Here is a 22432-nt window from a genome sequence, read left to right as displayed (position 1 = left end):
GCGCAGCCTATCGGTGACGACAATCACGTCCTGCCGGACCAGGCCGCCATCGCCCAGGACGTCCACATCCAGGACCTGTATCACTTCGTCCTCAGGTGAGCCTGCCCGAGAGCGATCGCTTCCATCCCCGGATGCAGGAAGTGGCGTCGGCAACATGCTGTTGCCAGCGCCGCATGGATGACGCTAACGTGAAACGTGCGCCATCCTCCAATTTCCGGGCCCGGTCGATCATGAAGGTCGTTCTGTTTTCGGCGGTCTTGCTCGCTTTCGTGTTCGAGCCGCATCCAACATTTGCCGGCGGCACTTGTCTTCTGCATCCGAAGCCATTCACTCTACGCTCCGACACCGTGCGTTGGTCGATCAGAATCAGGCCGGGCGACGAGTGCATCCAAGGTCTGCGGTGGTCGACGATTATTATCGACACGATTGGGATTGAAGAGCAGCCGAAACAGGGGCGCCTTGTTATTCAAGGGCCATCTTTTCGATACCAGTCAAACGGCGATGCGCGAGGCGCCGATTCCTTCAAGATCGCGATCAAGGGAACATCACTTCATGTCGGCGGAACGTCGCTGATCGAGGTTGACGTCAATTCGGAATGAAGTTGCTGCAACAGCCACGATGCATGGTCGATCGCGTCATCGAGGCACATTGGTTCGGCCGCTGTTAATATTCGGATTGGCCGATACAGCCGGCGCTACGCCCTGTCCGATGGGGTTGCTGAAGGGATTGTTGCTTGGTTGAGTGGCCACTGGGGGCCGCGTCTGAGAATTGTACGTTGATGATCTCGATGGCTGCCGCGTGCCTTGCGCCAGCGCGCTCGTTGCAGTCGTCGCAACTAGAAGCGCGGCAATCGCCAAACGAATACCTGACATTGGTTCCTCCATGCGACGCGTTACGGCCACTACCTGAAACGCCTGATTTGGTAGCGCCGCCCGTCCCAAAGAATAGCAGCAAAGCAATATTTTCTGCAATCTATGCGGTAGGTTCCATTGGCGGTCCTGGCGCAGCCCTCTAGCGGCGAGTACCGGATATTGGCTTCCAGCGTCCGCTTCGATCGCATCGCCGACATCGGCGGGAAATAGTTGCGCATCGAGCATATAACAAGAGAGGTCATAGACATCTTGTCCCATGGTTCACGGTCTCGATCATGCGGGCGATTCCGAGAGCAACTTGGACGTCAGTGGACGTCTCTCCAGCTTGGTTTCCTGCTGAAGGAGTTGCAGACCTTTCGAAAGGCCATAATCTCAAGCTCCAACCATATGCCGAAGGCGCCCAAAGTTGGTGTATGATGGCACAGACCTCATATTGAGGCTTCCCGACGAGTTACATACGGCTTACTACAAGGCATCTCTGCAGCGCATGAGAGGGAGATAAGATGTTCGTCAGATGGATAGCCGTTACAGCTGGGTTTCTTTACATCTCCGATATGGCTCTTCCTGTGCCCGCGTCGGCGATCACCGCTGAATTGGCGAAGACTTGTCGAGCGCTTATGGCCAAGCAATTTCCGCCGCGCCAACCCGCTAATCCGGCAGCTGGGAGTGCCAAGGGGTCTGGTCGCGATCAGATCGCATTTTACGAAAAGTGCGTTGCAAACCAGGGCAAGGTAGATGACAGCGGCAACAAGTAAGAGCCGGGAAATGGTCGCGAGCTTCTACCCGTCATGACTCTTTTGGAGGGGGCGGCTCGGGGACATCGCCTTGCCTGGTCATGCAATCCTTGAAATAGGATTGGCGATCGCCGCTCATCCTGACCGAGCCCGGTCGCTTGTACGGATAAGCCAAATATGAAAAGCGCAGGCACTTCCTGGCCACGTTTGGGCTTGGTCCGGCCACCGCTTCTTCCGGCGACAATTGAGCCAGGACCAGGAAGGCCAAAGATGCCCCCAAAATCACCTTCAGCAACGCGCTTCCTTCCTGCGCCGGATAACGTCTTGCGTAAAGCTTAGCCGACCGAGAGTCACGACGCTACAGCTCGTCTGAACGCTCTTGTTGCCTGCCATAGGTTCGTAGCTGATCTTGCGACGGAGTATTACTGGCTCCGCTTTTTGGTATCAACAATCAATGTCGCATTTCCAGGACCTTAACCACGCGATCAGGCGGTTGGTGGCTCTTACCAAACCTTCAAACTCGATGACATAGGCTCGCTCAAATCCTTGCTGAGGTCAGCCATGTTCCGAGCAGTCTCCTCGCCAATTGTCTCCGCTACGATCATTTTGGGGGCTGCATATCCTGCAGCCGCGACGCCGAATTGCATGCGCGACATCCAACCGTACAAACTCGCGGGCGACACCATGCAATGGTCGATGAGGATCAAGCCTGGTGATAACTGCATCCAGGGTTTGCGCTGGTCCACAATGCAGATCTACAACGTCTCGGTATCCGAAAAGCCGAAAATGGGTCATCTCGTGCTTGTCGGTCCCGGGTTCCGCTACTTCGCGGAATCGGATTTTAGTGGAACTGACACGTTCACCATCGTCGTCAACGGCAAGAACCGTCATGAGGTCGGTGTTTCGACCATCCAGGTTGCGATCTCGCGCCCCTGAAACGCCCCTGGTCGTTAGCGCCGCCTCACACGTCGAATAGGAGCGAATCCTTCAGTTGGAAGGTGAGAGCAGCTTCGGCGTCTCTCGTGGATTCGACGCGCATCTGTCGCATACGTCGAATGCAGCGGGTGCATGTCGTACATTTCAGGCGATGTCCGCAAAATCTTGTCGCGCATGGCGGTTGAGATTTGTTCGATTCGCGCAGCAGCCTGCCCTAATGTTGGGCGCGCGGTCGGATAGTGAAATGGTCTAGGGTGTCGGTGGAACATCCGTCATCAACGGAAAGAGTTTTTATGCGCATCGCGATGATCGGAACGGGCTATGTCGGACTGGTGTCCGGAGCCTGTTTTGCGGATTTCGGTCACGACGTCACCTGCGTCGACAAGGACGAGAAGAAGATCGCGTCGCTTCAACGCGGCGAGATTCCGATCTACGAGCCTGGCCTCGACGAATTGGTTGCAGCCAACGTCAAGGCCAAGCGCCTCGAGTTTACGACTGACCTGTCCAAGCCGGTCGCGGACGCCGATGCCGTCTTCATCGCGGTCGGCACGCCCTCACGCCGTGGTGACGGGCACGCCGATCTCTCCTACGTCTATGCCGCTGCGAAGGAGATCGCGCAGTCGCTCCAGGGGTTCACCGTCGTGGTGACGAAGTCGACCGTTCCGGTCGGCACCGGCGACGAGGTGGAGCGCATCATCCGCGAGGCCAATCCGAAGGCCGATGTCGTCGTCGCCTCCAACCCCGAGTTCCTGCGCGAAGGCGCGGCGATCCGCGACTTCAAGTTTCCCGATCGGGTCGTGGTCGGCACCTCCGACGAGCGCGGCCGCAAGGTGATGGGCGACATCTATCGTCCGCTGTCGCTGAACCAGGCGCCGCTGATGTTCACCGCGCGCCGCACCGCCGAGATGATCAAATACGCCGCGAACGCGTTTCTCGCGACCAAGATCACCTTCATCAACGAGATCGCGGATCTCTCCGAAAAGGTCGGCGCCAACGTGCAGGAAGTCGCGCGCGGCATCGGTCTGGACAACCGCATCGGCACCAAGTTCCTGCACGCTGGTCCCGGCTTCGGCGGCTCGTGCTTCCCGAAGGACACCAAGGCGCTGATCAAGATCGCGCAGGACTACGACGTGTCCTTGCGCATCGTGGAGTCCGTGCTGGCGGTGAACGAGAACCGCAAGCGCGCGATGGCGCGTAAGGTCAGCCAGGCGCTCGGCGGCAGCTTGCGCGGCAAGACTATCGCGGTGCTCGGCCTGACCTTCAAGCCCGACACCGACGACATGCGCGATGCGCCGTCGATCCCGCTCGTCACCGGCCTCGTCGACATGGGAGCGAAGGTCAAGGCGTTCGATCCCGTCGGCATGGAGCAGGCAAAGGGCGAACTGCCGAACATCGCCTATTGCGAGGATGCCTATTCCTGCGCGCAGGGCGCCAATGCGGTCGTCATCGTGACCGAATGGACGCAGTTCCGTGGCCTCGACCTCGACCGGCTGAAGGCGACCATGGCCCAGCCCATCGTCGTCGATCTCCGCAATGTCTATCGTCCCGAAGAGATGGCTGCGGCCGGCTTCGTCTATGAGAGCGTCGGTCGGTCCGCGGCTGCGCCTTGAATATCCGAGGCCGCGCTAGGTCCGGCGAATGAACATCTGGTCGCCTATTGTGTCGAGCGCGGAGCCAGTCTCGCTACGCGCAATCATCGCGCATCTGTAAGGACAGGTTGACGAGTCGGTCGTCCGTGAAGAATTGCCAAGCCGTTGCTGTCGGCTACAACTTCCGTCGCCTCATCCGCTGGCTCAGCCTGTTGCTGCGCCAAATCCTCTCGGCTCTTATTGCCACGGTTCAGATTGTTCCAGCCTGAAACCAGGGTTCTTCACGGATGACGAGTCGGTCGCGACGAACCCTGAAGCTTATGTGCGGGCATAGATAAAGAAATCTGCGAACGAGGTATTGTCTTGATCTGCTGGATCGAAGGGGTACCGGTTCGGAATTCTTTCGCTGAGGTCCCAACCCTTGACATGTTTTGAAACCCATTTCGTGAAATTGCGGTGGCGAACGTGCTTGCTTGACCAGTTCTCGTCCCTGTCGCTGGCGTAGATGATCACATACCGCGAGGCAGCCTCGAAAAGCGTAAGCATGTAGCGTTCGAAGACGGCATCTTCAACAAGATGATAGATCACATCGAGTGAGAGTGCGAGTTCAGCAGTCGTCGTCGGGTGCTCTCCCAGAACGTAGAATGTCTTAGTGGGATCGCTCGAAAATTTTGCTCGGCAGCGCTCTACGACGGTTTTCGAGACGTCGACCCCCACAAACGAGGGGTATTCCGCCAACGCGAGTTGTGCACCATCGCCGACACCAAATTCGATGACCGAGGCCACGGAGTGATCCTTGGCAAACTGGTTGATGATCTCCGCCTTGAAGCTCGCGAGACGGTTGTAAGAGCCTGCGCCTGAGTTTCCACCCAAGGCATACCGGTCCTCCCAATACTGACTGGAATCGCGAAATTCGAGCCGCTTGGAAAACGCATCTTTCGCTGCAACCAGAGTATCACCGACTACTGGGAGGGAGCGCAAGAGCCGTTTCAGAGTCTGCATATTGTTACCTCGGACTTTCCCTCTCATTGCAGAATAGCGGTAGGCAGTGGTGCAAGGAAGCGCTTTTCGCTCACTATCGGAGGCACGCGCGAAAATTCTGTCCTATTCAATCTTAAAGAAGCTTGTCCGATTGCTTGCCGCCAAGGACCGGACACTTTCGCAGCTTGTGACTAGAGCATTGCGACATTCTGTCGTCAGCGTCTGGCCGAGCACAAAACCAAGCTCTGGTCAGTAGAAACGCACGCCGCAGCTGCGAATGCCTTCAGGGCCAGAGTTCGCGAAGAAGTGAGATGGAGGCATTACCGGCGACTCCGAAACGATCACCGCTGAAGCGGCGTGGACGAATTGTCTACGTTCTTCACCAGGAACGAAGGCACTTGCCGTTGCGGTCGAACATAGGGCTCGTACAGGCGAAACTGCTCCCGGCGTCGCTTCGATATCGTATCCCGCAGGGAATATCCTGCGGCAAAAGATGCGACCGAGATGGCAAGCATCAGGAGGAGCAAGATTAGCATGAGGCACTCTCGTCGCGCGTGGGTTCCGTGCGTCGTCTATCTTGGTTGCGAGTCGTTCGAGCGGTGCGACTCACCCCCAACAAAGCAGTTGAACACAACTTCGATGTGACCAGACTTTGTTGATGTTAGGGCGACGTCATGCAATCCGCGCGCCATGCAGATTCAAGCAGCGCAAATCGAACGATGTGCTATTCTTTTGCGCAGATTGCTTGCAATTGCATCTGTTCGTCGAGGTTTGCGCTCAATGTGGCGTTAAGAGATCGGTTTTGGGGTCTTCCAGAATGAGGCGGGCATCCAGTCGGAGTAAGTCTGTTATTTACAACTTTGGGGAGAAATGCGATTGTGTCGCCCTCGCTTTGATCAGAAGGTATCATCGAGTATTGCGGTAGGTGCTTCCCGGCGCCCTGATGGCCAAGCTCCGCAAGGGGAGTTCGCTGCTTTTCCTAGGGTGATTTTGCCGCGTAGGCATACAAAGGGAACATCTATACAGATCCCCAGTTGGTTTTAGCCGCACTCACTTGCAGAAACGAGCCGTAGACATACAGGGCGTTGCCCTTACATGCGAAATCAAGATCAGTGGAAGCCCACCAAGTTTGTCCCGACGAGAGCAGGTTGGCGTGCCTCGAGAGATCCCGCGCAGGTATCGCCTGCCTCGCGATTGATTGCTGATATCGTTGCGCGCCAATACGAGGACCTTATTCCAAGGCACGCAAAGGGGCGGTTGCTCGATCACGGTTGTGGCCGGCTGCCCCTTTATGGACTGTACAAGGACCTGGTGTCGGAAGTGATTGCAGTCGATTGGGGCAATTCGTTGCACCCGACAGAGCATATGGATGAGGCCCACGATCTCAACGAGCCCTTGCCATTCGCGAGCGAAAGCTTCGATACCATCATCAGCTCAGATGTAATCGAGCATCTGTGGAATCCCGCTGCAGTTATGGTCGAACTCGCACGGGTCTTGAAGCCGGGTGGCAAGATTATCTTGAATACACCATTCAACTATTGGGTACATGAGGCCCCTCACGATTACTTTCGCTGGAGCCGATATGCAATCGAAGAGCTTGCGCGGCGTGCCGGTCTGCAGGTCGTCGTAAGGCTTCCGTGCGGCGGGCCGAGGGAGGTGCTCGTCGACGTTGCTCTCAAGATTGCTCTGCGGGTTTCGACCAAAGCTGTGTCGCTCGCCGACAGGATTGTCCGGCCTCTTCTCTCAATTGAAGCGACTGGCGATAGTCCATTCACGCTTGGCAATATTGCCGTGCTGGAAAAACGACGACCGATGCAATGACCGCCGAATTTGCCGATCTGCAAGTTAATGGCCGTCCCTAGGGGAACGACGTTCCCAAATTGCGCCATTGGCAGAGATCATTTAAGGGCGCAGCTATCGCCAACAGGCCATTTCAGTATTCTTCGCGCCAGAATTCCAGCGTCAGTTTCAAGACACAGAGGACGAAGCCAATTGCTACGCTCGCAACGAATGCCACCGAGATATATTCGACCATGAACCCGCTCCCCTGCTGCGATGTATCCGTCCGGTGAAGCTTGCAATTACCCACAAAGTCTTCTCCGATCATGACGCCCCAGCGCGATGTCGGTGAGTCGTGACAGCCCGCGCCACATAACGGTGTTGCCGGGCCGCGGATCGCTGGCGCGGGCGAGATAGGCGCCGAGCCGGGCGATCTTGATCAGATAATGCGAGAGCGCTTTCTGTCTTGCTTTTGGTTTGTCGTTGACGAGGTGATCAAGCACGCCGATTTCAGTCGTAGTCAACGCAAGGGTTGGAGGTGCGTCTGGGGCGGAACGGTTGAGCATCGTCATCCAGAAGATCCGCCAACTCAGGATGCAAAAGAGCGAGATCAGATTGGTCAGACGCTGAGCGATCCTGAGCTTTGACTCCTCAGCTTTGCAGCCCGATTTGCGGATCTTGTGGAACATCTCGATTTTCCATCTCAAAGCCTACCATTCGAGCTTCTCAATGGCGTCGGCGCGGGAACCAACAGGCAGGTCGGTGATCAGCTTCCAATCGATCTTCTTTCTGTTTCTCGGCGTCCCGCGCTCTTCGGCATGGATCACCGTCAGGGTCAACGCGGGATAGCGATTCTGCTTTCCGATCGGCGGTAGGGCGCGAATCTTGCGATACCTGATCTCAAGACGGCCTGTTCGGGATCGCCATTGCTGTCTCTGACTTCGATGCGATGGAGCCCTTTGACGGCGACCTCGTCCATTTCGTCGGCAGTCGTGCGATCCCCGTCTCCAGCCAAGCGATCGACGCAGGTTCTGATCAGGAAATGAGTTCCGATCTCCTGTGCTGCGCAGAAGAGCTCGTAGATGTCCACTCTCGCGATCACCGATATGGATGCATCGTCCCGGATGATCCAGGAGTTGCGAAGACTGCTCGAGATTTTCCAACCACCGGACGCTTTCCTTTTTCTCGTTGGGAATTCGTGTCGGATTGATCTTCTTTTTAAGCGCTGCCGTCCCCTTGAATGTCTTCCGGGTCCAGAACCTAACGGCCGCCAACCCCAGCGGCACACCCTCGATTGTAACCGCGAGGCTCGAATGCATCAGGATGCCGCAAACCGTGTGCTATCTGAGGCGACCCCCCTTATCCCATCCACTGTTTATGCTCTTGGTAATGCCGATCGCTTCTGACTTCTCGCGTTGACAGCTAAACGCGGTTGTGTCGTGCAGCACAAGAGCGAGACCTTCAGCGGCGGCCGCACGATCACGTGTCGATTGGAAATGGCCGGCCAGAATGTCCGTTTTGCTGACCCGGTCATTGGAGAAGAAGCGGTGGGCTGCCTTGGTATTCGCCCAATCCTGGCAGACAAGCGGAATGCTTTGTCCCATGGCGCTTCCAATCTGCGTGAGCAGTTTGCGGAATCTATCGCCGAGCCGCGCTTCCCTAAACTCGCATCCACCAGTCTCTCGACCAATCCAACATTCACCTTCCAAGGATCGCAAACAGCCTTTTGCCGATCGATCCCTTAATGTCAGCCCCATAGAGCACCCCTTCGCGAATCAGGTGCTCAGCAAAGAATCACAAGTGATTCTTTCGACTCAAGATTTCGCGATCAGCGGATCAGTCCGAGTGGTCAAAGTTATGGGTAATTGAAAGCCGGTGAAGGCCGCCTTGCCGAATGAGGCGTGTTGTTGAGAACTGTCCTTATGGACAGTGATAGCCGCAGTGCCCAAGTCGAACGGCTTGAGGTGGTGGACACGGGCCGGCGACGGCGCTGGTCCGAGGACGAGAAGCTCAAGATCGTCCTGGAGAGCTTACAGGCGCCGCGCCAGGTTGCGGCAACAGCGCGGCGGTATGGGGTTTCGCGCTCGTTGCTGCTGCGATGGCGACGCTCGTTTCGGCCTGAGCCGAAGGATGCCGCCGATCAACCTGGCTTCGTACCGGCGATGGTGGTCGCGGAATCTGGTCGGCCGCCGCCCTGTCCAGTCGCGCCGGTCAGCAGCGGCGGGGCGATCGAGATCGAGTTTGCGACCGGAGCTCGGATGCGGATCACGGGTTCGGTCGACGCGGCGACGCTGAAGGCCGCCGTGGCGGCGCTGGCAGATGGGCGCCTACGGTGATCCCCATTGCGTCGGGCGTGCGGGTGTGGATTGCGACCGGCCACACCGATATGCGTCGCGGCATGAACTCGCTGGGTTTGCTGGTGCAGGAAGCCTTTAAGCGAGACCCGCACGGCGGCGACCTCTATGTGTTCCGTGGCAAAAGCGGCAAGCTGATCAAGATCCTTTGGCACGATGGACTGGGCATGTCGCTTTATGCCAAGCGGCTGGAGCGCGGCCGGTTCCTGTGGTCGTCGTCGGCTGATGGCGTGGTGACAATCACCCCTGCCCAGCTTGGCTACCTGCTGGAGGGCATCGACTGGCGGATGCCGCAACGTACCTGGCGACCGCAGGCGGCCGGTTGATCGCTGGGATTTGAATCGGTGGCACGATCAGCGGTTCGGACAGCGACCGCATCTTGTGATTCTCTGGTCGGCGATGGGCGCTGATGATTCTCTTCCCGATGATGTGACCACGCTGCAGGCGATGCTGCGCGCCGAGCGAGCGGCCCGGTTGGCCGCGGAAGCCGAGGCTCAGGCGGGGACCTTGCTGATCGAGAAGCTCAAGCTCACAATCAAAAAGCTCCGGCACGAGCAGTTCGGACAGACCTCCGAGCGAGGCGCATTGCTGGACCAGCTCGAGCTACAGCTTGCCGATCTGGAGGAGAACGCGGCGCAAGCTGATACCGCGGCGCAGTTGGCAGCCGAGAAGATTGCGGTGCCATCGTTCCAGCGCCGCAAGCCAGCCCGCCGGCCGCTACCGGAGCATTTGCCGCGGGAGCGCCTTGTCTATCCGGTGCCTGCCACCTGCCCATGCTGCGGCGACAGCCGATTGCGCAAGATCGGCGAGGACGTGACCGAGACGCTGGAGCTCGTTCCGCGCCAGTGGAAGGTGATCCAGCACGTGCGCGAGAAGCTCGTCTGCCGGGCCTGCGAAGCGATCACCCAGCCGTCGGCCCCCTCGCATCCGATTGCGCGCGGGCGTGCAGGGCCCAAACTGCTGGCCCATGTCCTGTTTGCCAAGTACGGCCTGCACCTTCCGCCTCATCGTCAGAGCGACGTCTACCAGCGCGAAGGCGTCGACCTCGATGTCTCGACGCTGGCGGATTGGGTGGGCGCTTCCGCGGCAACCCTGATGCCGCTGGTCGATGCAATCCGAAGCCACATCTTCGCGGCCGAGCGCATCCACGCGGATGACACTACGGTGCCGGTCCTGGCCAAAGGCAAGACCCGGACCGGCCGGCTCTGGACCTATGTGCGCGACGACCGTCCGTTTGCCGGCCCAGATCCGCTGGCGGCCGCGTTCTTCTACTCGCCCGATCGTGGCGGTGTGCATCCGGAGCAGCATCTGGCGGGCTATGCCGGACTGATGCAGGCCGACGCCTACGCCGGCTTTGGCAGGCTCTACGAGGCCAATCGCAAGGGGTCCGATCATCGAGGCCGCGTGCTGGGCGCACGGCAGGCGCAAGTTCTTTGATCTCGCGAGGCTCAGCAAGGCGCCGATCGCGGCCGATACGGTCAAGCGCATCGATGTCCTGTTCGCGAGCGCGAGATCAATAGTCTTGCGCCCCAGGAGCGCCTGCGCGTGCGCCAGGAGCGTAGCCGCGCCCTGATCGTGGAGCTGGAGGCATGGTTGCGCAAGCAGCGCGCCAACCTCTTCAGGAACAACGATACGACCAAGGCAATCAACTATTGCCTCAGCCGCTGGGACGCATTTACTCGCTTCCTTGAGGACGGACGGCCTTGCATGTCGAACAATGCTGCCGAGCGCGACTACGGGCGGTTGCCGTGGGCCGAAGAAATTGGACTTTCGCCGGCTCCGAGGAGGGCGGCCGCGATCTACACCCTCGTCGCTACTGCCAAGCTCAACGACATCGATCCACAGGCCTGGCTCGCCGACGTGCTCGCCCGCCTGCCGGATCATCCCGCCAAGCGCATCCACGAACTCCTGCCTTGGAACTGGCGCCCTCAGAACATCGCTTACGCCGCCTGAAGGCTATCGGCTGTCTGCTCAAAGCGACCTGGCCAGGGCCGTCGCCGGATGCGTACCTCTTGAGCGCCGTGCAGCACGATGGCGTTAGGGCGCTATAACTCTTGATAGGTGCATTCCTAAAAGATTGCGGGTCCGCGAGTAGGACGTGCAGCTTCTAGTCGCCTCGGGCGCTTTTCGGTGATGACTTCAGCTGCGCGTGCTTTCTTCGCTCCCAGCGCATCAGCATTTGACCGAGCTCGCCCTGCGGCTGAGCTTTGTTATTTTGGTTCGCTGGAGGAGCACTTAGCCGGTTGGGTTGAGTGTAAGGGGCCCATACTCGGGCTTCGGCTCGGCGCCGACGAGATACGATATCTCTGGTCAGATAGCCGGCCGCAAAGGATGCCGACAGCATTGCCAAGAAGACGCAAATAGTTAGCACGCAAGCATCCTCGATGATCGGCGAGGCAGACTTGCGGGCGAAGGTTAGCCGCTTTCTATTCCGCCAACTTGACAACCCTCAAAATGCTCGACCCGCGATGATACTTTTCTTTGAAAGCCTTGCTAGACCGGCTCGCAGGACGTCAATGGGAAAAGCAGCTTCCAATGAACTACGGAAAATCCGAGCGCTTTTCTTTGTATATTTGAGCGCCGGGAGCGCGCTGATAGCGATAGCGATGTTGGCCGCACCGTTCTTCCTCCAATCTATGCAGACGTTGACTCTGAAGGCAATGTTTCTGGCGGGCTGCCCAGCCCTATTGCTTTTAGTCCTGTCATGGTTCTGGCATTTGCAGGCCTTGCAAATTGTGTCTGAGATTGAAGACTGAACGGCTGAGACCTCTGTTCGCCGTCTTCAGTTGAGCAGACCGGTGCTCGTATAGAAGCCAGCCACTAGCGCCACCGGCGGAGCGTTGGTGGTCCGAGCCGCTGCGAGCGACGAAATCACAGCGAGAGCCGAACGCAATTTCCGCTACACCAGGGTTCTTCAGGCGACCCCGGCCCCGAGCCAACCGTTCCAATCGGAAGACCGTTGGGCGCGTGGCCCGCGCCTGCATTGCGGAGCGCCTGGTCCCTTGGCGAGCAGGATGCGGACACGACTTCGGCTTTTGCCGAAACGTTCAGGATAACAGCACAAAGGGCTGAAAGGCCAATAACTGTTTTTGCCCACATAGAGAAGATCTATGTGAGATTGGCACAACCGAGTTGACGCATCTCAACTTCGACGATCCTTCGGGCTCGCGATGCACTCTGTAAATAGCACGGCTGCTTGTCGGCATTATCCACTCCCTTCAAGGGAGCCAGTTCGCATCGTCGATCGTCTACCTCCGCCCGTTACCTAGTTTTGAGATTTCGTCGCGCGTCTGTGCCGTTCTGAATCAACCGTGCCTCCTGGCGCCAACATCGCCATCGCCCCGCTGATTCCGCGCTGATTCCCTCCTTGCCAAAGAGGGAAACGGCATGAGGCTGCGTAAGCTGATCAAGCTGTACCAGGAGGTGCCGTTGTCGCGCTGGCATGGCCTGCGCTACGCGACGAAAGCCAATCATCGCAACCTGCTGGGCTAGGTCGAGCGGCGCTACGGTCACGTCAAGCTGAAGAAGATCAAGGGCCGCACGCTGATCAAGTGGCACGCGCAATGGCTTGACTGTAAATCGGCGCGTCCTTTGACCCCCAATCGGGCCCAAGGCTGACCCCACCCCATGCATCATAGGTGTCTCGACACATTCTCGATTCTGCCGCCGCACTGGGGTCAATGTTGGAAGCCGAAAGGGGGCAATATTCGGAGCCGAAACACACTTGGCGCCGAATAGTCTTGTTGGGCGTAATTCTCCGAAGTGTCCTCGCCAAATCTGGAAATTCCTCGTTCGGAAAAGTTGCCTCGTTTAGAACGAGCCAGCCAGAGAGATTTGATTCACGCCCGGTCGGGCCTTTGTTTCCGCCCGGGCGCATACCCAGCTGTGGGCTAGTTGCCTGCTTGGGCAGCCGAGAACTAGTTCAGGCGCGCGTCTTTGCGCATCGGCTGGGAGGCTGCTCAGCAACAGCCAGAGCAAGCAGAGCACATATCTGTGGTGGTTGCCTTCTAGCATCGAAGAACAGCTCAGATCAATCGAGGACAGCGCAAACGCGATGTCGAGGCAGGATCGCGAGCAGCAGCTTGGCGAGCTCGCGCAGCAGCAGCTTACCATAGAGCGGCGAGAGGTCGCGCTGATCCGGCGCGCACGAGCGGAAGGCCAGACCATCGCTTATCGCGTCGACACTAATCCGCAAGCGCTGCTTGGCGTCACGTCGCAAGTGGTTACGACGGCGTCCAGCACCGCGCCGTTCGGCGAGGCAGCGAGGGCGCTGGCCCAAGCGCGCGCGGGCACGGAGTCGACGCGTGCCACTTTCCCAAGACGGCCAATGGTTTGTGCCCAGAATGGCGCTGTATGGTGCGCTCCCTTGTGGAGGGCCGCAGGGCTTGCAGCGCGGCCCGTGGATGAGGCGCCGGCACGAGACGGCCCCGAGAGACCGCTGGCTGCCGGCGGGAGGCCCCACGTGGCTCGTCTGGGTCCTCCTGGAGGGGTGTTTGAGTGCGGGTACGCTGACCCGCTCGCGTCGAGGATATTTGGCACTCGGAATTCGGAGGTTGCAGTTGCAATGAATTCGACACCGAACAAGGTTTCCGCCACGCAAATGGCGACCCACCTGGGTTTGTCACGGCCTTACCTGGACCGCCTTGTTGCCGATGGCACAATCGCGAAAGATGAAGCCGGTAGGTTCGATCTCGACGAAAGCCGGCTTCGCTACATCCGCAAGCTCCGCGAAGCGAGACGAAGCTCGCCAGTGGCCGAGGCGCAAGCCCAATATCAACGTGCCAAAGCCCGGCACCTTGAGCTGGAGAATGCCCGCAAGGAAGAGACGCTAATGGAGGTCGAGGACCACATCGCCGCCATCGATGAAATCGTTGGCATCATGTTGACCCACCTCAGCGGTTTGCCCGCGAGGTGCACCCGCGATCTAGCAACTCGCCGCGCCATCGAAGCGGCAATCGTTCAGATGCGGCAAGAGATCGCCGACACAGCCGCCGAGCGGACGCAACAGCATAAGTCGCACGAACTTGCTAGTATCGAAAAGCGGTGAACGCGGGAGCGACTAGGTCAGTGAACCAATGGAGCACGTTCGGCATGGGCCGTTGCGGCTCGGTCACGAATGCGCAGCTCGCTCGCCGCGATATCTTCATGCGGTAGACGCTCTATTGAGAAGCGCCGATCACCATCAAAAATAGAGGCTGGCAAATCGTGGTGCCGGATCAGCCGATCGGCCGTCACCAGACGCCATGCCAACCGCCGGTGGCGCAACCTGTAAATTAACCGAAACATTACTCAATACTCTACTAGGGAAACAAAAAGGACAAGGAAACGAAATGGTTACTCCAGATTGCTGCGCCCAAGCAACATGGGACTGCGGTTATCTCGCTTGTATGGTTTATTCAGCGATCAAATGCTCGCCTCGTGACGTACTCCGAACCTTCCGCGGTGAAGTGGCCGTAGTCGAATTGAATCGGCACATTGCCCACTAGGAGGCGGCAGGAAGGAGCGCAGACCGCCTTGTAGACGGAGGCGTAGAAAACGCCAGCTGGAAGTGTTGCAGCGCTGAATAGATCGTCGGTAAAGCGCTGGTCCGCCCTTCGATGCATTTCCGCCCATCGGTTTGCATCTGCGCCCCTCGCAGCAGCCGTTGCGAGAATGCGGGGAAGCGTCTCGTCATACTCGGGCGCGGGTCCAGAGATGATAACGCGATCTGCATATTTGAGCAGGCCATTCGCCCGCTCGATCGCACCGGGAACGTCGGCCGGTATCCATCGGGCTGACAGCACGATCGTGTCAACGCGGTGCGCAGGCAGGAAGTCGTCAAAAACCTTCCGCATCAGCAGCATGCAATACTTCGTACCCTGAAGATCCTGAACTGGTTTGCAGCCGGACGCCGTAGCCTGCATGATGTTGGCGCTGAGCGTAGTCCGATATCCATGCCAAAGATGCGCTGCGTGGCTGTCTCCGATTATCAGAACGTTCATCCGGTTCGCGTCGACCTTGAGGCACTCTCCATCCTTGAAGTACAACAGCGAGTTGTAACCGGACGTTAGGAAGCATGTGCCGTCCCGCATAAATGGGACCGTCTTGTAGTTCTCGTAAGCTAGCAGTTCGGCCACCCTGGGCGGCACGGGCGAGATGAGGTTCGAAACTGGCGCTGCGATCAAGGCGACGAGACAAGTGACTGCCATCGAGGCTGCGCCAGTCATCAGGATACGATCAGTGGGCACTTTCATCCGGCGGAACGGCCGTTCGACAAACCACCACGACACTATGGCGAGCAAAATCGCGGTCACGCTCAGGAGCAGCTTCTTGCGGAGGTCAAAACTGCTATCCGCGAAGAATACGAACAGCGGCCAATGCCAAAGGTAAAGCGAATACGAGATCAGGCCACCGAACCGGACGGGCGCCATAGACAAGAGACGGCCAACCAGTGTGCTCCCCGAGCTGCCGGCGTAAATGATCGCTGCGGCTCCAAGGCAAGGGAGAGCCGCCGTGGGCCCCGGGAACGTGGTTCCCTTGTCGAATGCCAATATCGCAACAACAATGCCGAAAAGTCCGGCGATCGCGATCGTCTCTCGCAGTCGACTGCTGGTGATGGTAGGGAGGGCGCCGATCGCGATAAGCGATCCGACTAGCAACTCCCACGCACGTAGATGGACGAGATAGAACGCCGCGGTGGCGTCGATCCGCACCCAGATGGCAGCGAATGCAAACGACAGTACCGCGACGCTGGCAATGATGCGGACGCGGGTTCGGTGCGAAAGTCGCCTGATGGCCAACATCAGGATCGGGAAGATGATATAGAACTGCTCCTCAACTGACAGCGACCAAGTGTGCAGGACTGGGTTGCTCGCGAGGTGTGGGTCGAAATAGTTGGCTGTGGCGTAGAAGAAGATGTTCGAAACGAACAGCACGGCAGAGTTGATGCTGATTCCGACGTAAGCCGTTTCGCTTGGGAAGCGCTTGAAAGCTGAAAGCAGAATGGTCGCGGCAAACACCACGAAGAGCGCGGGAAAGATGCGGCGGATTCGGCGCTGGTAGAATTCGGCAACGCTATAAGTATTGCCAGCAATCCCGTCGTAGATAATTTTCGTGATGAGAAATCCGGAGATCACGAAGAAAACATCGACGCCGACATATCCACCTGAGCACCAACGAGTGATCTCGTAGTGAAAGGCCAAGACCGGGAATACGGCGACCGCTCGCAGCCCGTCGATGTCGGGCCGATACTTCAGAATTGCCATTTCTGTTCGGCGGCTTCTTCGTTGCGCTCTTCCGGAGTCATAGTAGTCCGGTATCGCCTCCAGTAAGGAACTGAGATTGGCAGTGAGAGGAGGATCGTCACCACAGCAACGAGAAGAAACAGAATAATCACAAACATACACAGTGGTAGACTGCGGGTTGAATCCATTTCAAGGGCTATCGAGACGATGCTTGGAATTAAGCTGGGGATGGCCGGCTCGACGTCGTGTCGGTACCGAAATCCTCGAGCGCCGACAGCGCCCGCACCGATTAAGACGATGGCCGAATTCGCCGTGCCGAGCGTGGGCGGATGGTGGTTCGCTCTTGACCATGTCCGATCAGGCTGATGATGCGGCGCACGTCGATCTTGGATTGCTGCGCCGCCTCCTTGCTGAGATGGAAGCGCAGGTGGCGCCGCTGTCGCGAACAGCTCTCTGGTGCCGAACCGCGCTGGAAAGCCGATCCCAAAACACGCATGTCATAAGTAGTAGCGGGATCATCTTGGTCCGATTTTTTGTTTCTGTTTTTGACCCTGGAAAGGGGGCGGCTCCTTGCTGAGTTTCTTCCGGAAATAGCGAAGGCGATCACTGACGGACGTCAGTGACGTCCTGCCAATCAGACGCGTAATCTCCTTGTGTGGCAAGCCACGAGCAGAGAGAATAATCAGCTTGAGGTCATCTTCTTGGGACCAGCGAATAGTTTCGTCCTTTCAATCCCCTGCTTTTCAGGCGCCATCGCAAAGCTGCCGAATTTTCCCGGCCAATGTCAATAGGGCATCAGTGCGGCGGCGCTGGGTTCGAGCGAGAGCCACGGCCCACTGCGAACTTCAGGGAGGGTCGTTGTGCTGAGGAGTATGCAGGGTCGTTAGGAATATAGTTCGCCGACCGGATTGAGAGCTCAAGGCAAGCATCATGGTCAAGAAAATGGGCTGGCCAAGCAACCATCGGCAGGTTCAGAGGTTGCTGCTTCTTCCTGGATTGTCCGGAGGGCAAATGGCCACGGTTCAGCGCGCGCAGAGTGAGCAAGATGACGTATCTTTACGCAGCAGAGGAAGCGACCTTGCGGTATTCTCAGGCTATTTCCTCTGGGTTATTGCCACGACCGGCATATGGATTTTCATATTGCTGCGCGCGGTATCGACGGGCATTTCTTGGCTTCTAAGCGCGCTATAGGGGCCCGGATGCGATGGGCGCCCTGCGACCCATTTTCTTCATTTCGGCGCGGGCTTTGCCCCAGGGTTCAGCGTCAGAGCCGCGATTTCGCACCGGAGATTGAACGCCCACGCTCGGCGTTCAAGCCGCATGCTGCAAGCGAGAGACCGAAGCTTCACTTTCCCGAGCCGTAGGCTTGTTCCGGGGATCCCGGCCCAGACCCGGGTGTGCCGATCGGAAGCCCGTTCGCGGAATGTCCAACCCCAGTGTTCCTTTGTGCCTGTTGAGCGGTCGGCGACCCGGCGGGCGCGCTGGTCGGATTGCTTGAGATATTCGATGGATTGGTTTGCGTTGGAGCCGCGCCCGTAGTCGATCCGGCCGGATAGGCAACATTTCCCTGATTGTTGTTTTGGGCTGCCGAGTTGGCGGCGGGCGCACCGGGGTTGAAGTAATTGGTGCTCTGGGTGGGCGTGGATGAGCTTTGCGGCGCGGAGCTGCTCATCGAGTTCGAAGTTGCTCTGGCTCCAGCAGGAGGCGCCGCATTAACGCCAGTAGAGGGAGAGGTCCCCGAAGCCGAGGACGAGCCCGCAGCTCCCGAGCTCGCTCCGGCAGCCGCGCCGCCTGCTCCCCCGGCACCGCCTCCGCCGCCACCACCACCGCCTTGGGCGAACGCGGCGGATGTAAGAGCGAACAAGGTGGCTGTGAGAACGATGGCGGTGCGCTTCATGGCGGTCTCCTCAATTTTGAGGACAACCGCCGGTCGTTTCCGAAGTTCCTGTCTGATGCTTTGGCGCGATCTCAGGACGGAACGTAAGTAGGCTTTTTCATCTCCGCCAAGCCTGTAGGCGTGATGCGAAGCCAAAGGCCGGGCGAGACGTTGCGCCGCTCGATGAACCCTCGCTCAAACAGCATTTGCCTGATTTTCGGTGCATTCGGCAGGGTCCGGGATCGGACCCACTCGCCATGCCGCAGATACTGCAAAAACTGGCGGTGGTTGTGCGTGAAGTTGGTCATGCTCGGTCGATTTGCGTTGGACCCGATTGCGATTTGTACGGCCGAGCCGACACCTGCGATTGTGCACTTATGCACAATTCCGTGCAGTGATCGCGGTCATGGTTTAGATCGGGTTTCGAAAATTCGACTTTGGTCGATGGTGGCGCGCAATGACGGAAGCGGGCCAACCAGGTCATCAGCGGTCGAGATTATGAAACGCCTTTTCGGGCGTCCAACCCGATCGAATCGTAAAGTTGGATGGGCGGAGTTCCGCCCGGATTTCGGTGAGTGAAAAGGATCAGCGGGGCTTGGACTAGTCCTGCGCACCGTTGAAGCAACGGCATCGTCGTGTTGTCCGCAATTAGATTACGCAATGTGGCTGCTATCGAGCGGACATGATGATGCTTGCCATCTAACAGATGTCGTTGAAGGTCCTTGAGCGTGAGAACGTGTTCACGAAGCGCCTCGAATGTCTCGTCTGGCGTTTCCAACCTACGTCCCGGCTCTGCCGTCAAACGTAAACGTCTCCCAATGCGAGATTAGGGTATTTTGCGGAGTAGTAGGCGAGGGACAACGCTCGAAATCGAGCTAAAACCGGTTCAAAGTTATCAAGGTCTTGACCATCTACCGGCAACACCCGCAGGGCAGCGCGTGTTGAGAGGACGGTGGACCATTGGCGGGGCTTGTTCTGCAGCCAAAACCCAAATGCTTCGGGATTGGCGAAAGCTGCGAGATGATCTCTAGGGTCTCGCGAATTGGTGAGCTTGGCCACTCAGGTCCCCCCATTCCCACGGCGGTAACGCTGCCGATTGTCGCTACGGTTTTTACCGCAGCGTGCGTGGCCCGTAGCTGTTTTCTTGAGAAGCGAGCGGCTTATGCCCATTTTTTTGTTAGGACGCCCTGCGTCACTTTGTGTCGGCCTGTCGGACGATAAGCCGTCCTTTGCTTCCAACCGGATTTCACAGAGGGTTGTGAACCAAGCTGGCGCATAAAATCAAGCGACGACCCGAGAGAAGGCGAAGTAGAACGGCCGCGCAACTGAGCAGCCTGACGATGCCTGGAGAGGTCCCGGTGTTATTCAAGAGCTCGCCGACAGGATCATCAGGCGAGCCAGGGCGCGGCGTACTCGCCCGCGTCCCTGAGCGTCCGCAGCGGCTCCCGGGCGACGATCTCTATCGGCTCCTCAAAGGGCCGCCCCCAGCCCTTGCTCATGTCGTGGTTCGGTATCCCCTGATCGCCATCCGCAAGTCGCCTCGCTCGAAGTCGGGCCGCACGTCGGCGCCGCGACTGCCGCAAGCCTGACACACGCACCGGAGTTCACATCGCCACCATCAAGAAGCGCGATCCCATGCGTCCATCTCGATCAGGTTAGCTAGATTGTTGCGCCACGCATTCACATTCTTCAGAAGGGCTAGGTGCTGATCGTTGATGGTGTTGAAGTATGTGAGGTTGCCCGGCACGATCAACGCCGCGATCGTCAGCTATTACGCTTCGCCCGCCTTCAAGGATTTGAAAGCATCGACGCAGGGCAACCGGCGTAACATCCTCGAACGCTTCCGTGCCGACTATGGCGATCTGCCGGTAAAGGGCCTTACGCGCACCGTGCTTGACAAGATCATGGGCGACCGCTCGAACACGCCGATGGCGGCTAACAACCTGATGAAGGTGCTGCGCTACTTGTTGGACCATGCCCTTGCACTCGGCATGATCGCTGCCAACCCGACTATTGGCGTCAAACGGTATCGCTCCAAGAGCGAGGGTTATCACACCTGGACCGAGGACGAGATCGCGGCGTTTCTGGCTCGCCACCCGCCGAGCACGCGCGCGGGACAGGCATTGTCGCTGTTGCTGTTCACCGCTCAGCGAAGCGGTGACGTGGTCCGCATGGGCTGGCAGCATGTTCGCGGTGACCTGATCGCGGTGAAACAAGAGAAGACGGACACGCCGCTGCTGATCCCGATGCATCCCGATCTAGTGACGACGTTGCACGCGCTGCCGCGCTCGAACATGACGTTTCTGATGACCGAGAAGGGCGCACCGTTCACCTCAGCGGGGTTTGGCAACTGGTTTCGTGACCGCTGCGACGAGGCAGGGCTGCGGCACTGCTCCGGTCATGGTCTGCGGAAGGCTGCTGCGACAAGGCTTGCGAACATTGGCTGCACCAACGAGCAGATCAAGGCCATCACCGAACATCGATCCGACGCATCCTTGGCGCCGTACACGCCGGCTGCAGATCAACAGCGACTGGCGCGGCAAGCTTTGGAGATGCAGATCAAAGCAAGATCAGAAGTGGTCCAGCACCCAATCCACGCTGGACCAAAACGAGGGTAAGCGATGGAAGATACACCGCTTTTGTCAGGCGGTGGCGATCCCGGCAGGACTCGAACCTGCAACCAGACCGTTATGAGCGGCAGGATATCGATCAGGTTCGTTGATTTGTCTGGGACGCGACGCCGCTTGAAACAGAGCTGCTCAACCAGGCGGACCGACTTGTCGGTGGCAGAGATGCGGTGCTGGTTATTGATGACGCCTCGCTGCCGAAGAAGGGGGAGCGGTCAGTCGGTGTCGCAGCTCAATATGCGTCGGCGCTCGGCAAGACGGCAACGCTGGCCCTTGCGCGCGGTGAAGTGCCGGCAATGGTCGCGTTGCGTCTCTTTCTGCCCGACAGGTGGACGAGCGACGTGTCTCGTTTGAAGCGCGCTCGCGTGCCCGTCGAACACTGGACCCCACGGTCGAAGCCGGAGATTGCTTTGGCCGAGATCGACCGCGCGATGGCAGCCAACGTGCGCTTTGGATGTGTGCCGGCGGATGCAGGATACGGCCTCAGCGCACCGTTTCGACAAGGGCTAACAGAGCGCGGGCTGGCCTGGGCTGTCGGCATTCCTCGGCACCTGAGAGTGTATCCGGTCGATGTGAAGCTCATTTGGCCGATCACCAAAGTCCGCGGGAAACCACGAAAGCACCACGTGCCCGATATCTTATCGATTGCGGCAGAACAAATGCTGGCCAGCGCCAAATGGAAAACCGTGAGTTGGCGTAGCGGGACGAAAGGTCGGCTCAAAGCCCGATTTGCTGCTCTCCGTATCCGGACCGGCGACGGCCCTCCGCAGCGGATATGGGATAAAGGTCAGCAGCATCTCCCAGGCGACGAATCCTGGCTCATTGGCGAGCAACGTGCCTCCGGGGAGAAGAAATACTATCTCGCCAATCTTCCGGCGGCGACGGATCTGCGCACGCTGGCCGCCATCATCAAGGCACGGCGGATTTGTGAGCAGGCGCATCAGCAGTTGAAGGAGGAGCTTGGACTTGATCACTTCGAAGGGCGATCATGGCAAGGTCTTCATCGCCACGCCCTTATGACAATGATTGCCTACACCTTCCTGCAATATCGTCGCCTCGCATACGCGGGGCGGAAAAAGAATCAACGGGCCTCCGCCCCAACCAACGATGCCCGCCGTACGTCACGCCATCGTCGATCTCATCCTACGGCCGTCGCCTCAGCGGTGCCCATATTGCCGAAAGCAAATCATTGAAAAACAGCGGCGAAAACACATTCTGCCAAAGTAGTGCTAGGGCGTGAACCCGTAAACTTTAGAGGGGATGACGTTGCTCGGCTTTGCTTAAGCCGGACATATGTTCATGTCTGATAAGAACCGGACTGTCGGCCGACGTGTGAAACGAGTTGGCGCGACATGGCGATGATAGCCCCGGCGGTCTCGGCTGGACTGAGCGTGGGATGAAGATGCGCGCCCTGCAGACGTGAAACTGGCCACCCCCGCCGCTGTGCCTCCGCGGCCGAAT

At 58.5% G+C, this 22432-nt stretch carries 24 protein-coding genes and 2 pseudogenes; 15 read left to right on the top strand and 11 right to left on the bottom strand.

Going from position 1 to position 22432, the window contains the following annotated elements; genetic code table 11:
- Positions 1-230: 230 nt before the first annotated feature.
- Positions 231-599: a hypothetical protein gene (locus AC1RQP_RS23925; RefSeq protein ID WP_492938724.1), complete on the top strand. Its 369-nt coding sequence runs from the start codon at positions 231-233 to the stop codon at positions 597-599.
- A gap of 36 nt (positions 600-635) precedes the next feature.
- On the opposite strand, the gene AC1RQP_RS23920 is transcribed toward AC1RQP_RS23925, so the two are convergent.
- Both AC1RQP_RS23920 and AC1RQP_RS23915 read right to left on the bottom strand, forming a co-directional pair.
- Entirely contained in the window at positions 636-1130 is a 495-nt protein-coding gene (locus AC1RQP_RS23920) for a hypothetical protein (RefSeq protein ID WP_492938723.1), read from the bottom strand.
- Positions 1131-1658: 528 nt separating this feature from the next.
- On the bottom strand, positions 1659-1892 hold the full coding sequence (locus AC1RQP_RS23915; protein WP_492938746.1) for a hypothetical protein: 234 nt from the start codon (positions 1890-1892) through the stop codon (positions 1659-1661).
- A gap of 275 nt (positions 1893-2167) precedes the next feature.
- On the opposite strand from AC1RQP_RS23915, the gene AC1RQP_RS23910 reads away from it, so the two are divergent.
- A complete protein-coding gene (locus AC1RQP_RS23910; RefSeq protein ID WP_492938722.1) occupies positions 2168-2542 on the top strand; it encodes an Ig-like domain-containing protein in 375 nt (124 codons plus the stop codon).
- A gap of 293 nt (positions 2543-2835) precedes the next feature.
- Positions 2836-4152: a UDP-glucose dehydrogenase family protein gene (locus AC1RQP_RS23905; RefSeq protein ID WP_492938721.1), complete on the top strand. Its 1317-nt coding sequence runs from the start codon at positions 2836-2838 to the stop codon at positions 4150-4152.
- A 297-nt stretch (positions 4153-4449) separates the two neighbouring features.
- Here AC1RQP_RS23905 and AC1RQP_RS23900 read toward each other — a convergent pair whose 3' ends face one another.
- Positions 4450-5133, bottom strand: a complete 684-nt coding sequence (locus AC1RQP_RS23900) for a class I SAM-dependent methyltransferase (protein WP_492938720.1) — start codon at positions 5131-5133, stop codon at positions 4450-4452.
- A 1074-nt stretch (positions 5134-6207) separates the two neighbouring features.
- Between AC1RQP_RS23900 and AC1RQP_RS23895 the strand changes: the two genes are divergently transcribed.
- A complete protein-coding gene (locus AC1RQP_RS23895) occupies positions 6208-6933 on the top strand; it encodes a class I SAM-dependent methyltransferase (RefSeq protein ID WP_492938719.1) in 726 nt (241 codons plus the stop codon).
- A 260-nt stretch (positions 6934-7193) separates the two neighbouring features.
- Here the strand turns inward: AC1RQP_RS23895 and AC1RQP_RS23890 are convergent, their stop codons facing one another.
- From AC1RQP_RS23890 to AC1RQP_RS23875, 4 genes are all read right to left on the bottom strand, one after another.
- Positions 7194-7580 (bottom strand): IS4 family transposase, encoded by a 387-nt coding sequence (locus tag AC1RQP_RS23890; RefSeq protein ID WP_492938718.1) that lies wholly within the window; start codon positions 7578-7580, stop codon positions 7194-7196.
- A 21-nt stretch (positions 7581-7601) separates the two neighbouring features.
- Positions 7602-7730, bottom strand: coding sequence for a hypothetical protein (locus AC1RQP_RS23885; protein WP_492938717.1), 129 nt, complete (start codon positions 7728-7730; stop codon positions 7602-7604).
- Positions 7727-7981 (bottom strand): hypothetical protein, encoded by a 255-nt coding sequence (locus AC1RQP_RS23880; RefSeq protein WP_492938716.1) that lies wholly within the window; start codon positions 7979-7981, stop codon positions 7727-7729. Before AC1RQP_RS23880 ends, AC1RQP_RS23885 begins: the two co-directional genes overlap by 4 nt.
- Positions 7982-8231: 250 nt before the next feature.
- Positions 8232-8648, bottom strand: a complete 417-nt coding sequence (locus AC1RQP_RS23875) for an IS4/Tn5 family transposase DNA-binding protein (RefSeq protein ID WP_492938715.1) — start codon at positions 8646-8648, stop codon at positions 8232-8234.
- Between the two features lie 165 nt (positions 8649-8813).
- Between AC1RQP_RS23875 and tnpA the strand changes: the two genes are divergently transcribed.
- From tnpA to AC1RQP_RS23845, 6 genes and pseudogenes are all read left to right on the top strand, one after another.
- The gene (gene tnpA / locus AC1RQP_RS23870) at positions 8814-9227 is read left to right on the top strand and encodes an IS66-like element accessory protein TnpA (RefSeq protein ID WP_492938714.1); all 414 of its coding nucleotides are present in this window, start codon (positions 8814-8816) and stop codon (positions 9225-9227) included.
- The gene (gene tnpB, locus AC1RQP_RS23865; RefSeq protein ID WP_492938713.1) at positions 9224-9571 is read left to right on the top strand and encodes an IS66 family insertion sequence element accessory protein TnpB; all 348 of its coding nucleotides are present in this window, start codon (positions 9224-9226) and stop codon (positions 9569-9571) included. Before tnpA ends, tnpB begins: the two co-directional genes overlap by 4 nt.
- A gap of 103 nt (positions 9572-9674) precedes the next feature.
- Positions 9675-10682: an IS66 family transposase gene (tnpC, locus tag AC1RQP_RS23860; RefSeq protein ID WP_492938712.1), complete on the top strand. Its 1008-nt coding sequence runs from the start codon at positions 9675-9677 to the stop codon at positions 10680-10682.
- Positions 10600-10919 (top strand): annotated as a pseudogene (locus AC1RQP_RS23855) (IS66 family transposase); the annotation flags it as partial. The gene tnpC and the pseudogene AC1RQP_RS23855, both read left to right, overlap by 83 nt.
- A 33-nt stretch (positions 10920-10952) precedes the next feature.
- Positions 10953-11198, top strand: a complete 246-nt coding sequence (locus tag AC1RQP_RS23850; protein WP_492938745.1) for a transposase domain-containing protein — start codon at positions 10953-10955, stop codon at positions 11196-11198.
- Between the two features lie 431 nt (positions 11199-11629).
- Entirely contained in the window at positions 11630-12001 is a 372-nt protein-coding gene (locus tag AC1RQP_RS23845; protein ID WP_492938711.1) for a hypothetical protein, read from the top strand.
- Positions 12002-13275: 1274 nt separating this feature from the next.
- On the opposite strand, the gene AC1RQP_RS23840 is transcribed toward AC1RQP_RS23845, so the two are convergent.
- Positions 13276-13464, bottom strand: a complete 189-nt coding sequence (locus AC1RQP_RS23840; protein ID WP_492938710.1) for a hypothetical protein — start codon at positions 13462-13464, stop codon at positions 13276-13278.
- A gap of 345 nt (positions 13465-13809) precedes the next feature.
- Between AC1RQP_RS23840 and AC1RQP_RS23835 the strand changes: the two genes are divergently transcribed.
- Positions 13810-14292 carry a hypothetical protein gene (locus AC1RQP_RS23835; protein WP_492938709.1) on the top strand — a complete coding sequence of 161 codons (483 nt, stop codon included), beginning with the start codon at positions 13810-13812 and terminating at the stop codon, positions 14290-14292.
- Positions 14293-14641: 349 nt separating this feature from the next.
- Here AC1RQP_RS23835 and AC1RQP_RS23830 read toward each other — a convergent pair whose 3' ends face one another.
- Positions 14642-16489, bottom strand: coding sequence for an acyltransferase family protein (locus tag AC1RQP_RS23830; protein WP_492938708.1), 1848 nt, complete (start codon positions 16487-16489; stop codon positions 14642-14644).
- 322 nt (positions 16490-16811) lie between these two features.
- On the opposite strand from AC1RQP_RS23830, the gene AC1RQP_RS23825 reads away from it, so the two are divergent.
- Positions 16812-17045, top strand: coding sequence for a hypothetical protein (locus tag AC1RQP_RS23825; RefSeq protein ID WP_492938707.1), 234 nt, complete (start codon positions 16812-16814; stop codon positions 17043-17045).
- Positions 17046-17398: 353 nt separating this feature from the next.
- Positions 17399-17659, top strand: coding sequence for a hypothetical protein (locus AC1RQP_RS23820; RefSeq protein ID WP_492938706.1), 261 nt, complete (start codon positions 17399-17401; stop codon positions 17657-17659).
- A 777-nt stretch (positions 17660-18436) separates the two neighbouring features.
- On the opposite strand, the gene AC1RQP_RS23815 is transcribed toward AC1RQP_RS23820, so the two are convergent.
- Both AC1RQP_RS23815 and AC1RQP_RS23810 read right to left on the bottom strand, forming a co-directional pair.
- Positions 18437-18652: a hypothetical protein gene (locus AC1RQP_RS23815; RefSeq protein WP_492938705.1), complete on the bottom strand. Its 216-nt coding sequence runs from the start codon at positions 18650-18652 to the stop codon at positions 18437-18439.
- 490 nt (positions 18653-19142) lie between these two features.
- Positions 19143-19403 carry a hypothetical protein gene (locus AC1RQP_RS23810; RefSeq protein ID WP_492938704.1) on the bottom strand — a complete coding sequence of 87 codons (261 nt, stop codon included), beginning with the start codon at positions 19401-19403 and terminating at the stop codon, positions 19143-19145.
- A gap of 656 nt (positions 19404-20059) precedes the next feature.
- Between AC1RQP_RS23810 and AC1RQP_RS23805 the strand changes: the two genes are divergently transcribed.
- Together AC1RQP_RS23805 and AC1RQP_RS23800 are read left to right on the top strand one after the other, a co-directional pair.
- Positions 20060-20962, top strand: coding sequence for a tyrosine-type recombinase/integrase (locus AC1RQP_RS23805; protein ID WP_492938744.1), 903 nt, complete (start codon positions 20060-20062; stop codon positions 20960-20962).
- A gap of 107 nt (positions 20963-21069) precedes the next feature.
- Positions 21070-22164 (top strand): annotated as a pseudogene (locus AC1RQP_RS23800) (IS701 family transposase); the annotation flags it as partial.
- Between the last annotated feature and the right edge of the window lie 268 nt (positions 22165-22432).

This window comes from Bradyrhizobium sp. GW821-FHT13H06, assembly GCF_058803975.1.
The sequence above is the reverse complement of the archived record's forward strand: the minus strand, read 5'-3'. Positions and strand labels throughout refer to the sequence as shown.